The organism is Bacillota bacterium (assembly GCA_040754675.1).
Taxonomy (GTDB): Bacteria; Bacillota; Limnochordia; order Limnochordales; family Geochordaceae; genus Geochorda.
Map to the genome: position 1 here is coordinate 1 of JBFMCJ010000056.1, position 13149 is coordinate 13149.

Here is a 13149-nt window from a genome sequence, read left to right on the forward strand (position 1 = left end):
CAGCCACCCCCAGGCGGTCCGACCACACGTAGACCCGCCGATGAATGCGGGTTTCCCCCTCCCTCTCCACACAGGCCTCGTGCACCCGCTCGTGCTGGAGCATCCCCTCCAGGACCGGAGCGTTGACGTCCAGCTCGCCCAGGACGTACATATAGTAGAACCGTCGGGGGCAGTACGCCCACTGGTTCAGCATGGAAACGGGCAGGTACTCGGCCGCGTCGTCCACGGTCATCGGCGTCACCCCGTGGAGGCAGACACCCGCGTCGTGCGGGCGATTCGCAACGCTGGCCCTGCTTTGTCCGGCAGGCAGCCCGTTTCGTCCGGCAGGCGGCGGACCTGGCCCATGCCCATGGTGGTCCGGTACCCCACCCCGGCGTAGAAGGCGAAATCAGCCAGCGCGTCGAGGATCCCGGCCTCGGCCGTAGCAGGCCGATCCAGCAGCCGGTAGGTCACCCGCCCGACGGTACCTACCTGCAGGTGGTCTTGATAATGATACATGCGCGTCTCAAGGTCCATCCGGCCGACCACCACGGCCTCGGCCAGGTAATCGCGCAGCTCGGGTCCGATGCGACCGAGGCGGTCACCGAACCAGGCGTTCCAGGACGAGATGAGGCTGCCGAAGAAGAGGATCGGCGTTGGCAGCACTTCGATCCGGCGGCCCCGGTAGCCGCCCAGGCTCCACGCCGTAGGCGAGGCCAGCTCGAAGGTAAAGGTGGTAGGTCCACCGGCCACCTCCCCCGCGTCCTGGGTGTTCACCGCGCCGGGCAGTCCAGGCCGCCCCATCTTCGCCGCCAGGGCATCCGCCGTCGTCCAGCCGGCCCAGGGATGGCTGCCAGGAGTGCACCGCGCCTCCGTGACGAGGAACGACCCGGTTCCAAGCCGGATGCGCGGCTGCGCCGCCCCCCGGAGCAAGGCGGCCAGGAAGGTGTCGAAGACCGGCTGGGCCAGAAAGGTGAAGCGGAGCCAGCACGTCCACCCGGCCGCGACCTGCACCTGCCCGTGGCGCGCCTCCGGCAGCCCGCACAGGGGGCTGACGGTGAACGGCTTCCGGCCGTGGGCGTCGTGGAGCCACGCCGCAAGCTTGGGATCGACCCCGCGGACCAGCTCGAGGAAGGCAGCGTGAGCGTGGTGCCCCTGGGTCGCCGGCAGGGTGGCTGGCTCCTCGGCGGTAAGGAAGGCAACGCAGGAGTAAAGACGGAAGACGCCTTCCTTATTCTGATCGAGCATGGCACATCTCCTTTTTCCGGAATGACGGCCCTCTGTCACCACGAGATTCACAATATGTCCACGCCAGGATCAGCGGCACCCGGACGAGGTCAAGCATTTGTACCGCCTAACAGCAGGTACGCATCTTCACGCTCACATGCCCGCCTCCTCGTTCTGCGATCCCTTTCGAGTCAGCTACCCCTTCATCTTGTTCATACAATAATCGCGTCTGGGCTGCAGCGTAAGTTCCACCAGAGACTGTCCAGGAAAAAGGCGTTCTGGTTGAACGCAATGCTCCACGGGGCCGGATTGAGGCCCCCACCGGATCGGATAGCCCGCAACTCATAAACAGCAAAAAGTGGCGGGAGGGCGCGGCCAAAGCGAATGCTCGCCGGGTGGGCATCGGTCACCCAAGCGACCAGGCGCTTGCGGCGGAGCGTACGGTTGAGAAGCCGTGTCGGCGACGGCGGGTCGGTGCAGACCTCCAGTCCTTCGAAGACGGCCACTTGGCCCCGCTTGCCGAGCAGTTCTTCCTCAGGGATCTCGAACCATACCCGGCGGGCTCCGTCCAACAGGCCCTTCAGCCGGAAAAAACCGTATACACCCAGCAAATCATCCTCTCGAGAACCGATCACCCGTGCAAAGCGCCGTTCCCTGGACAAATCGTTTAACCATTCCAGGTGGATATCAGCCAAGCGATCTAACTCAGCCTGGTAGGACTTCTCGTCCATCTCTTCAAACACACCCCGGCGCAGAAGGAACATGAGGTCGTAGCGCTTGGCAGGGCAGCCTGGGTCGTCCCCCCGAACATCAAGTATAGCCGCCTCGAGGCCCGTACCACGGAAGGTCAGCAGAGGAGCTAGGACGCCTTCCTCGGCCCGCCCTCGCCGCTTGCCCATAGCCACCCTCCACGAGTCGCCGGTCAAAGCTTGGATCACGCGGCCCAGCCGCTCGCATATGCGCGTGCGGTCGTCAGGCTGGAACATGCCAGCAACCAACTGGGACGCCTCGGCCATGGGCACCGAGCCGTGCTTGCCGAGATAGCGGCGAAACTGTTCCGGCTCCCGGTAGGCCTCTTCCACAAGGACACGCAGCTCGTCCCGCGTCACGGCCGCTTTCGGCCCCAACCGCCCAGCCAAGAACTGATACACGTACCCAGGCACCAGCGCCAGCGCGACATTCGGGATGGGTAGACGCTTCTCATGGCGCCCCAACCGGCCGAAGCGCTGCAGGAAACTGCTGCCCGTCCGGGCCTCGAAGATCAGGCAATCCTTCTCAAACTCGCCCTTGAAGTCCACGCCCACCTCGATGGCCGACGTCCCCACCGTAATCCGCTGGGCCAGCGCCTCCCCCCGCATGGCCTGGCTGCTCAGCCCATGCACCTCCCCCACCTGCCCGGCACCGAACTCCTCCCGGAGACAGCGAGCAGCAGCGACCGCGGCCGCCACCGAGTCGAAAATGATCACATAGCGGGCCTCGGGGTGCTCGTCTCGGAAAGCAAGGATCTGGTCGAAGGCCTCCTCTAGCCCCGTGAGCCCTTGCCAGCGGTCGAGGTCTGCCGAAATGATTTTCAGAGTCACCGGATGAGCAGCCAGCCGGGCTTGCGCACCTTCGGACGGCCGCGCCTCGACCACTTCCACCCGCAGGCCGAGGCGATCACGCAACAGGCCTACCATCTCCAGAGCGGGCGTCGCGGAGGCGAAAATCATGACGCGACCCAGGGCAGGGTTTATAGCTTCGAGCGCCCCCGCCAGGAAAGCGACCTCCGCCTGCTGCTTCACGGAATACAGGTGGAACTCGTCAAAGACGAAGAGGCGGTAACTCCCCATGAGGCTCCAGAGGCGCTCCCGCAGACCTGGGAGGCTCGGATACAACCCGAAGGCGACGTAAAACAGAATGTCCGGATTCGTTAGTAGGATCTTTTCGTACCGGAGAAGCACCTCCAATGTCTCCGCGTGCCGTTTTACCTCGAGATCCGCCTGCCAGCGCTCCAGTGTCTCGCTATCCACGCGGAGGAGGCTGTTAGTCCCCGATTGGCGGTATAGCGGTTCCAGCGCCCGTGCCTGGTCCGCTAGCAGCTCATTGGTCGGGTAGGCGCCGATCACCGGCTCACCCGTTCGAATACTGTAGGCATAAGCGGCCAGCGTTTTGCCGCTCCCCGTGGGTGTTACCAGGAATAGGCAGACCGTGTTCCGGCTCTCCAACGCCGCGGCAATAAGGCGGTAGGCCTCCCACTGGTGGCCGTAAGGCCGGAGACCTGGCAGCCACTGCACACCCTCAACTTGGTCGAAAGCCACCGGGGCGATCTCGACCTCGATCAACCTCGAGCAGCCCCTTTCATTCGCCGCTCCCGCTAAGCCCCCATCTCTAGGTCAGCCGAGCCAGAAAGCGCATCCCAGCCGGCAGGACCACCCGGTCACCTTCTCCGAATTCCGCCACATAATAGTCCCCGTCAGCAAAGTGCGAGTTAGCGATCAGGCGCGTGGGCAGCGCCGCCGGGTAGACATCGCATGCTATGGGATCCGTGGCAATGTCCCGCCAGTTGAGGAGCAGGTCCGATGCCGCCTGGTCTTCACGACCCCGTCCACTCTTCTCTATGAGCGTCGCCATGAAGGGGCCGCGTCCGGTCCTCACGGCAAGGGCTCGTGCAAACCGCACGCGAGCTTTGCCCAGGAACTTCCCAAGTCGCATGTAGACCACGCCCTGCCTGCGAAGGCTGCGGAGAACCGGTAGGTCGGAAGCGACTTCCGGCTCGGTCATGAGAACATAGAACTCAAAGGTGCTGCCCGGCCGAAGGACGCGGGCGAAGCCCCAATCGGGATAGCCGATGGACTGAGGCTTCTTGCCTATGCCGTAGCCCTCCCGGACAGTGTTCCACTGCGTCAGCCGGTATAGCGTCCTCACCGGACGAGCCGGCGTCAGGTAGAGGCCCCAGGCATTCAATCTCGCCAATTCCCCGGCATAGTCCGGCTTTTGCACCTCATGCGCGTACGGTGAGGCAACCAGACGCAGAGCATAGGCCAAGGCGTAGTTGTGGATGAAAGTACCGGTCTCGTAGACCTTGCCCCGCTCCACTGTGGCGAAGAAGACATAGTCCAGCAGCTCGATCCTGGCCCTGTAAATGTCCATGCCTTACACCCCGAACTTCGCCGCCTGCGTGTTGAGATCCCTCAGGAACCGGGACAAGCAAGCCTCGTCCTGATTGAGGGCCCGCACTTCGTCCAGTATGGCTTGCAGTTTCCCCCCCGTCACCCAGGTCAGGCGGCCGTTGATCTCGGCGGTTAGGCGTTTCAAAACCTCCGGCAGGTGGCGTTCAAAGTCCTGCCTGGACAAACCCCCGGCAGCCAGGTCCATACCTCCATCGACGAAAGCGTCGTAGAACGCCTGGGTTAGCTCCAGGTTGGCGAACAATTCGACGTCGGAGAAGGAGATGGCCATCACGTGGTTGCGGACGAAGCCCTGGCGCGACGCCTCCTTGCCGTAACGGGTGGTGCGCAGGATATTGCCGAGAACGTAGACAAATTCATCCAGCGTCAGGTCCACCGTGGTGACCACGGCGGGCAGGAAAACCTCCGGCATGGTGTAGTCGAACTCGGTGATGGTGCCCGAGGTTTGCTCCCGCTCGTCGATCACGTTGAATTTGATGCCCTTCTGGATGAGCGGGTACGGCCGGACGCTGAAGCAGGAATCGGTCATCACCCGCGCCTTGCGCGCCCCCTCTCCTTCCACCGCCGCATAGCCGTAGATCAGGCAGTCGGGGCAGTGGGTACAGAGCTGAGCAGTGAGGTAGCAGTCCTCGACCACAACCACTTCGACCTTCTCGCTCTTGGCCTTGTATCGCGCCTGGGCGGCGGCGATAGCCTCCGCACCGTAAACCACCTCGACCACTTCGCGGTCCTTCCTCACGACGGCATGAGGAAAGACGCCGTACTGCCTCATCAGGGCCTTGCCGGTGCGGCGTTCGGGAGCCACCTGCTTACGCTTGAACATCACCAGCCGGTCGATGGGTTCGGAATGGCGCAGCCCCGCCTGAGTGCGCTCCGTGTCTTGTTGCTCGCCCCCCTCCGTTGTGAAGATGGCATAGGACTTGGTCTCCCGCAGCAGCACCACGCTGGCAAACCGCCCCGCCGGTGCATGGGGGATTTCGGGCGCAAAAACCCCCCTGTATTCATTCAACGCTTCGATACCAGACAGACTCATCCGCGCACCTCCTGACAACCTGAATTGATCAAACCCCCGCGGCCGCTTCTGCCTGGCGCTCCGCCCTGAGCCGGCCGTAAGCCTCCCATTTCTGAGGCAACACGCGGTCGATGTAGTAGTAGACCCCGTCTGCCAAGCCGTTCTCCGCTTGGGAGAAGCGGGTGAAGGATCCGCCCGCCTGACCCAGGAACACTCCGTCCACGATGAGGTCGATCAGTTCGCCCACCACCGCATTCAGATCCCCACCCCAGGGGTTGATGATATTTTGGTACTTTTTCGCGTCACGGCGGCGCTCCATGGCCTTATACAGCCTACCGGCCGCCCGTTTCTTCAGCCCGGCCAAGCTTTCTGACGACGGCGGCTGGCCGATCAGGGCAAGACGGCGCAGCTCCGGGATCTTGACAAACTCCTCACGCACAGCGCCAACCGCCTCTCGGAAGACCAGTTCGTAGCTGTGAATCTTACCCCGCCCTATCTCCCTGTAGGGCAGACGGATCTCCAGCGCCTTTTCGGCGATGCGGGTCACCAGGTCCATCCACTCACCTCCCAGGTGTTCCAGCAGCACCTCGCAGGCCCTCGCCAGGGGTGGGAAGGGCGAGGCGCCGTCGTTGAGGCGGCTGTACTCCTTGTAGAAGCAGGCCCCAGACAGCGGCTGCAACATGATTAGCCCCAGCCGGTCAGCCACACGCTTGTCCTTCATCGCCGCGCCCGGCGCGTGGACGTCACAGGTCACTTGCCATACGGCGGCACAGAGGTCCAAAGCGCGCTCCAGTCCCGAGCGGCGCCCATTCTCACCGCCGTAGAGGCTGACCCCTTCCGGCAAGTGCTTCAGCTTTGAATCCCGTTCGTTGCCAAGGAGCTTGGCGATAGCCGGCGGCGGTGAGTCCAGCGTCACCGTGCTCTTGAGGGCGTCCGGGTCGGAAAGCGGGAGGAAGGGACGCTCCGTCACATAGACCCGGCTCCCGGTAAGGCTGGCGATCACCACCGCCGCGAACGTGGCCTTGGCCCAAGCCTCAGTCCGGGTCGGGATACGGGCATCATCCCGCTCTCCCTGGCGCACGGAACGCTCCCAGGGGACAAGAAAGTAGTTGGGCTGGGGAAAGACGCCGGTTGTGATCAACCGGTCGCCCACAAAGCCGGGGTGGCTGGCAATTCGCGCCGCCTCCCGTTCGAAAACACCAACCGCAGTGTCAACCCAGTCCGGGTCGAGTTCCCGCCGGTCCAGCCACAGGCGCGGCAGACCTGGAGAGGCCTCTCCGTAGTCGCGCACCGGCAGCGCCGTTACTTGCCGCAATGGTCGCATCAGGCGGCTCAGAAGCCCGGCGTACTCGGGCGTGAAAGAGTAGGTCGGCAGCACGAACAGGTAGATGCGGTAAGACGTACCGTAGTCCGCCCCCGCAGGGAGGCCCAACCCGGCTAGCTGGCGCAGGATGAACTCCATGTGGCACACCGGGCACCACGGCCTGTTGCCTCCCGGCGCCTCCAGAGCCGGCAGAACACGGTTGGAAAATACCCGCCCGAAGTCACCTAGTATGTTCGTCCGCAATGCCTGCACGTGCTCGCTGGTGCGGTTGCAGAGCGAACAAAGGCGGGAGCTGTGCCCCTTCCTCTTGCGGGCGGCGTAGTCCTGCAGGGCGTCCTCCGTAAGACGGACTTGCGGTGCCCAGGAGAAGACGAGATTCTCTTCCAGGTAAGCCTTGAGATCTGAGTGAAAGCCTAGCTCGCCGACAACCGCTTGACGGCCAGATGGGATATCGACCCGGGCCAGGGCCGCCAAGACGCGTCGATGCAGCAGTTCGAGCACTTTCGGAACATCGGTTGCCTCCGCCGGCCTGGCGACGAAGTCCTCCCCTTTGAGAAAGTAATACGCCGGGATGATCACGTGCTTGCCATCGCCGCCGCTCTCGAAGAGGCGCTGGTCCTCGCGCAAGGCATTCGTAACCGCAGGCGGCAGCCGAAAGGTCTCTGCGTACCAGCCAATCCGATCGACCTCCGGGGCCAGTGCCTTGAACAAGGTATCCACATAGAGTAGGTATCGCCGCACAAGGGACCAGCGGCCTAAGAACTCCCTGCTTTCTTTCAGCGATACCGCAAATCGGGCCTCGAAGGACCCAGCCCATCCGGGAGGAGCGCTCTTCTTCTCGCCAATCTGGGCAATGTCACCCGGCACTACCCTGGGGTCTGGCTTGGTCCTCTGCGTCTCCTCCCAAACGATCTCCATGAGCACCGGCACATCAGCAAAAAGGTAGACGTGCCGTTGAAAGTCGTATTCCTTCCGGCGCAACCCCTCAGCCGCCGCCGACTTCTGAAACTCTTGAGGCGGTACCATGCGGCGCAGGACGTCATCAGCTAGGGTAGCAACGAATGGGGTCCTCTCAAACCCTTCAAGAGCTTTAGGTCCTACATAAAGGGTGCCGGTTGGGAAGTAGAGCAACGGATAAAAATCCAGGCTGGTCAGCCGGCTGGCGACAGCATTATGGACCAAGTTCGTGAGCACACCCCTGACGTCCCGGAGTTCATGCCAGTAGAGCCGCCACCCCATCGCCACCTCCGGCACCAGGGCCTTGAGGTAGCCCGCCAGGGACGAGGCCGCTTCCGGCGGATTGATGGCCGAGGCCATTCCGTCAGCGATCCGCACCAGAAGCCAGGCCCGGCTGGCATCGTCACCGGCCAGCAGCAAGTCTCCCTGATGCCGGCTCCGCCGGCTGACGTTGGCCGCACGCATGAGGTGTTCGTCCACTTCACCTGCCAATTCAGCCAGCCCTAGAGCGTCCCACTCGGCGCGAAGCCTGTCGAGCGGAATACTGAACTCGGATTCGCCCAGGCGCTCGTCTCCACCGAACTTATGGAGGTCATGGATCGTGTAGAGCGCCAGGACCCTTCTGAACATCGTCTCGTCGAGCCCCCGCGGGTGGATGCGGGCGTCCACGAGCCAGCAGAGGAGCCGCGTCAGACCGAAAACGCCATTGAGAATGTGGACTAGGAGCGACTGCTCGGGCAGGTGTGGGTAATCCGGTCCGCCTTTGGCCAGCCGCAAGTGATACCGCTGCCGGTACAACGCGGGCAGGATCCGGGCTATATAATCATCCAGGACATCCTCTATGACCTTCTTGTTGTCGACCCGCACGCCGAAACCTCTCACCCTCTCCACCACGAACTATAGCCCAGCCTAAGGACCTGACACAAACTGTCATGCCTTCCGTCCGGATCTTCCAGCCCTACTACTGATGCTTTACCGAAGAATCGATTGGAGGCGTGTCCCCTCCTGTCAACCTTCCACTAGTGCTACTTCCGGTGTGCATGCGCTGGAAACCGGGTCACCTCACCTACGCGACCGCAATTGTGACCAGCGCCAGAAAAGGCAAGCAGTTGAAGAGTTCGTCAACGAGCTTTATACCTGCTACGTGACAGGTGGCATTTATTGAACTCTAGAAGTTTCGCTACGGTGTCGTAGGTTAATCGATTGCCTTGCCTCTTGCCTAGCATTACAAACTGCTTTCGGCATCGTTATAATGCAAGAGCTTGCTCTGCCATATGCCTTCCGTTTCAGTTCTACACATTCGAGCTTTCTGGCAGAATTCCTCTCGCCAAGGTTCACCCTAACACCCACATGGTGGACGCCCCGCGCCCGGCAAGCAACATTAGCAGCCGTCCTTAGAAACGTGGATAATGTGTGTAAGTCTTAGACGTGCAACTCGTTCACCACCACAGCCCTGTACCACCAAGCCGAACAGTCTAGCGAAGCCGCGCGCTGGAATCTGCTTGGAGGTTGACGGATTACGGTAGGGCTTTCAGTTCCTTCACCGGGAATAAGACGCAGATTACCCCAAAGCAAAGATGGGCTTTGCGGACCACCATCCTCCGCAGCTCCCTTGGCTTCGTCACGGCTCGTTCAGTATGGCCGCCATAAGCTTTGCGCCCACCCAAGCCGTCCATCAGCCCGTACCTCCGGGAATCCTAAAGCCATATCTCACATGACGGGATGGATCGAAGCCAAACTCGGATGAGACCGCTCCTCCCGCGACGGTCTCGCACTCGACCCTGGCGCTCCCGGAGGAGCACTCGAACACCACTGCGGTCCTCCGAGCAAGCGACATAAGGACATCGTAGGCCACTCCCGGGGAAAGGTGGACCACCGCCGGCTGGATGTTGGAGTCCCAGTCCTCCCGGCGCATCCTGCCCTTGAGGCGCCATAGGAGGTATTCGGCGAAGGAGATGTCCGCTGGCTCCCTAAGTTCCCGGAACTGACCGTCGGAGAACACCGCTTCGAGGAAGGCCCTGGCCTTCTCAGCTGAGAACGAAGGCTCGCCAGCCAGGTAGGACTTGAGGATGCTCTCCGCACACGATGACGCCGCCTCAAACGCCCCCATACGGCCCAAGGAGTCTCTAAGCCTCGCTTCGAAGGCGTATCCCTCCACGAACGCCGAATCTATTGGCCCGAAAACCCCCGCCTCCTCGGCGTAAGACCTCACCTTCTTCGATAAAGCCTTCACCTCGTGGGCAAGGAGAAACCTCTCACCTTCTACGTTCGCCAGCAGCGTTGTGCGGGCAAGCCCCAACGCGGACGCACACTCTCTCAGGGAGTCACCCCTCAGAATCCTCACTAAGTCTATCAGTGTCATGCACCTTATCACCGCGATCACCCCTCAGGAGAATTCTCCCACGGGAGGGTTTTGTTCCTCCTTCCGCGGAGCGCGAATTTCTTCGTTGACCTCAACCCCAGTAGGCCTTAGAATTAAGCTAGCCCTAATTCCGCGGAACGGTGGTCGTGCCTGGGAAGGCAGGTGAGCGACAAGATGCGCCCCGAAGAAGTGTTGTCCTTCCTCACGGTGGAGGAAACGGCCGCCCTGCTCAAGCTCAAGAGAAGCACCGCGTACGAGCTCGTAAGAAGGGGAGAAATCCCGTCCTTCAGAGTCGGACGGTTCATCCGGATACCGAGGGAGGCGTTGGTCGAGATGGCGGAGAGGGCTTGGCGGAAGGAAGGGGTCAGGAGGGCGGAGAAATAACGCTAGAATCCCGCCCGGCCCTTTTCCTTCGGGAAGGGGGAGGAAAATGAGGGGGCACATAAGGAAAAGGGCCAAGGACTCTTGGAGCGTCGTGGTTGAGCTTCCGAGGGACCCTGAGACCGGCAGGCGAAGGCAGAAGTGGGTCACGGTGAAGGGGACCAAGAGGGACGCTGAGAGGGTGCTAGCGGAGATGGTGGCCGAAATCGAGCGTGGGACCTACGTCGAGCCATCTAAGCTCACGGTCGCCGAATACCTCGACATGTGGCTTCGTGATTGCGCATCAGCCTCGGTGCGTCCGACCACACTGGAGGGCTACGAAGTGATGGTGAGGCGCCACCTGATGCCGGAGCTCGGAGACATCCTTCTCCCCCGCCTGACGCCGCTGCACGTCCAGGGGCTATATCGCAAGATGACGGAGCAAGGCCTATCCCCACGGACCGTACGACTCGCCCACGCCGTATTAAGACAGTCCCTCGCCCAGGCTGTGAAGTGGGGGTTCCTCGGTCGCAACGTTTGCGACGCAGTGGAGCTGCCGCGGCAAGCGCATAAGGAGATGCGCGTTCTTACGCCGGAAGAAGCTAAGCGCTTCCTGGAAGCCGCCAAGGGGGAACGGCTGGAGGCTCTTTGGGTACTGGCGCTCACCACAGGGATGCGAAAAGGCGAGCTACTTGGATTGCGCTGGCAAGACGTGGATTTGGAGAGGGCCACGCTGGAAGTCAGGCAGTCCCTGGTCAGGGTCCACGGCAAGCCCGTATTTCAGCAGCCCAAGACTGCCCGGGCCAGGCGCACGGTGGAGCTCACCCCTCTCGCCGTCGAAGCGTTGCGGCGTCACAGGGCGAAGCAGGCGCAGGAGCGCCTCCTAGCCGGTTCGTCTTGGCTGAACCATGGCTTGGTCTTCTGCCAGAGGGACGGAAGGCCTTTGGATCCCATGAACGTCTATAACCGCAACTTCAAGAGGGTTCTTGCAAAGGCAGGCCTTGACGGAGTGCGGTTGCACGACCTCCGCCATACGCACGCCACCCTACTGCTTAAGTCAGGCGCCAACCCCAAAGTGGTTTCCGAACGACTAGGTCATGCTTCAACCGCATTCACGATGGACGTATACAGCCACGTCCTCCCAGGACTCCAAAGGGACGCTGCCCTGAAGGTTGACCAGATGCTTGGCGCAGAAATTGGGGGCTCGAAACAAAAATGATTCGGGATTCGAAGGTTAGCAATCCGTTTGCAACTCGTCCCGAATCATCCATCTGCCACGTTCTGACAGCCGCGAAACCCTTGGCGCTCCTGAGTTCCATGGTGGGCGCGGCAGGAATCGAACCTGCGACCTCTTGAATGTGAGTCAAGCGCTCTCCCTCTGAGCCACGCGCCCAACCGTTGTCATTGTCCTTGACGCCGTCGGCCGGGCCCCGGTTCGAGCAGGAAACTTTCCCCTGCTTTGGCCCATCCCGTGAAACCTCTACGGCGAACGGGCTTTTCACTTTATGGTGCGCCCGGAGGGATTCGAACCCCCAACCTCCCGATTATGAGTCGGTGGCTCTGCCGTTGAGCTACAGGCGCAACTCCGCGAGAATCCCGGACCTTCACGCAACCCTAATTATATCATGACTCGCATTCAACGCAACCCCGCCGCGCCCCGGGTCTGTGTCAACAAGATCCGGGTATAGAGTTTTGCCCTTCTGTTTTTGGTCAATTTGGGTAACGCTGAGATCTGGAAATTGGGCAGGCTGAAGTAAGCGCACCGTCAGGTGCCGGTGCGTATTTAAAGCCCGCTCGCTGGTCGGTTTTTAGAGAACGAATCCCTCCCTGAGGATCTGCCTGAAGAGCTCGGCGTAGCCTTCGGTGCCCCGGTCAAGGGCCGGGAAACGGCCTCGCTTTACGCCCGCGGAGCCCGTGGCCAAAATGGCCCTCTTTACGGCCTTGGCGCCGGAGATGCAATCCGAAAGCCTGACCCTCGTCGCGGAAAAGCTTGTTACGATAGGGAGGCGGATGTCAAGCGTCTTCGGGAACCGCATAATGGCCACCTCACCTCGGCCGCGGTAGCGTCGGTGGACTGCCGCCTTACAGTGATTTCGCGCCTCCTCGACGGTCTTAGGGGCCGGCAGTGTGGTATGCGTACTCTTCTATTGCGTTTGGGAGAATAGCGGCAGCTGAGGTATCTTCATGCGCAGGACTTAAGCCAGCGCGCCATCGCAAAAGAGCTTGGCGTATCCCGCAACACCGTGGCCAGGGCGCTGGCATCGGAGGCCCCACCGAAGTACGTGCGGAGGAGCCAGCCGGTCAGCCCCAACCTGGCGCCCTTCGAGCAGCAGGTAAGGGAGATGCTCTTCGACAAGAAGTTCCGGGCGCCATCAACGTTTCCAAAGCTCCGCTGATGGCGTTCCAGAGCTCCCTTCGGCCGCGTTCATCGCCGACCTCCAGCGACCATGCAGGCCTCCCCAAGAGGACGAGTTGGCACCTCCGTGAGCCCTCCGGCTTCAGCAGCACGGGGTTCATATCCACGTGGGGGACGGTGCCGGCCGCCTCCGCTTGGACTGCCTGCGCCCGCCCTATTTCCCCTCCTTCCGGCGTGACGAAGGAGTTAAGCGACATGTTCTGGGCTTTGAACGGCGCCACCCGAAACCCGTCCTGCCGGAAGATCCTGCAAAGCGCCGCCACCAGGAAACTCTTTCCCACCGACGATGCCGTCCCCTGGACCATTAAGGTCTTTGCCCTCGTGAGACCCCGACCTCCTCCCATT

At 62.0% G+C, this 13149-nt stretch carries 9 protein-coding genes, 2 tRNA genes and 2 pseudogenes; 3 read left to right on the forward strand and 10 right to left on the reverse strand.

Going from position 1 to position 13149, the window contains the following annotated elements; genetic code table 11:
• The 7 genes from AB1609_05280 to AB1609_05310 form a co-directional block, all read right to left on the reverse strand.
• A partial coding sequence (locus tag AB1609_05280; GenBank protein MEW6045882.1) for a CRISPR-associated protein Cas4 occupies nucleotides 1-232 on the reverse strand: 232 nt, incomplete at its 3' end.
• A 5-nt stretch (nucleotides 233-237) separates the two neighbouring features.
• Nucleotides 238-1227, reverse strand: a complete 990-nt coding sequence (gene cas6 / locus AB1609_05285) for a CRISPR system precrRNA processing endoribonuclease RAMP protein Cas6 (protein MEW6045883.1) — start codon at nucleotides 1225-1227, stop codon at nucleotides 238-240.
• A 191-nt stretch (nucleotides 1228-1418) separates the two neighbouring features.
• Nucleotides 1419-3527 carry a type I-D CRISPR-associated helicase Cas3' gene (cas3, locus tag AB1609_05290; GenBank protein MEW6045884.1) on the reverse strand — a complete coding sequence of 703 codons (2109 nt, stop codon included), beginning with the start codon at nucleotides 3525-3527 and terminating at the stop codon, nucleotides 1419-1421.
• Between the two features lie 46 nt (nucleotides 3528-3573).
• Nucleotides 3574-4335, reverse strand: coding sequence for a type I-D CRISPR-associated protein Cas5/Csc1 (gene cas5d / locus AB1609_05295; protein MEW6045885.1), 762 nt, complete (start codon nucleotides 4333-4335; stop codon nucleotides 3574-3576).
• Between the two features lie 3 nt (nucleotides 4336-4338).
• The gene (gene cas7d, locus AB1609_05300; protein MEW6045886.1) at nucleotides 4339-5406 is read right to left on the reverse strand and encodes a type I-D CRISPR-associated protein Cas7/Csc2; all 1068 of its coding nucleotides are present in this window, start codon (nucleotides 5404-5406) and stop codon (nucleotides 4339-4341) included.
• Nucleotides 5407-5434: 28 nt separating this feature from the next.
• Complete coding sequence (cas10d, locus tag AB1609_05305) at nucleotides 5435-8548, reverse strand: type I-D CRISPR-associated protein Cas10d/Csc3 (GenBank protein ID MEW6045887.1); 3114 nt, start codon at nucleotides 8546-8548, stop codon at nucleotides 5435-5437.
• A 793-nt stretch (nucleotides 8549-9341) separates the two neighbouring features.
• Nucleotides 9342-10049 (reverse strand): hypothetical protein, encoded by a 708-nt coding sequence (locus tag AB1609_05310; protein ID MEW6045888.1) that lies wholly within the window; start codon nucleotides 10047-10049, stop codon nucleotides 9342-9344.
• A 141-nt stretch (nucleotides 10050-10190) separates the two neighbouring features.
• Between AB1609_05310 and AB1609_05315 the strand changes: the two genes are divergently transcribed.
• On the forward strand, nucleotides 10191-10412 hold the full coding sequence (locus AB1609_05315) for a helix-turn-helix domain-containing protein (protein MEW6045889.1): 222 nt from the start codon (nucleotides 10191-10193) through the stop codon (nucleotides 10410-10412).
• Between the two features lie 46 nt (nucleotides 10413-10458).
• Nucleotides 10459-11607: a tyrosine-type recombinase/integrase gene (locus tag AB1609_05320; GenBank protein ID MEW6045890.1), complete on the forward strand. Its 1149-nt coding sequence runs from the start codon at nucleotides 10459-10461 to the stop codon at nucleotides 11605-11607.
• 99 nt (nucleotides 11608-11706) lie between these two features.
• Here the strand turns inward: AB1609_05320 and AB1609_05325 are convergent.
• A tRNA-Val gene (locus AB1609_05325) sits at nucleotides 11707-11781 on the reverse strand.
• 113 nt (nucleotides 11782-11894) lie between these two features.
• Nucleotides 11895-11969 (reverse strand) — tRNA-Ile (locus AB1609_05330).
• Between the two features lie 590 nt (nucleotides 11970-12559).
• Between AB1609_05330 and AB1609_05335 the strand changes: the two are divergent.
• A pseudogene (locus tag AB1609_05335) lies at nucleotides 12560-12670 on the forward strand (helix-turn-helix domain-containing protein).
• Nucleotides 12671-12827: 157 nt separating this feature from the next.
• On the opposite strand, the pseudogene AB1609_05340 reads toward AB1609_05335, so the two are convergent.
• A pseudogene (locus tag AB1609_05340) lies at nucleotides 12828-13148 on the reverse strand (cobyric acid synthase CobQ).
• Nucleotide 13149: the final 1 nt, after the last annotated feature.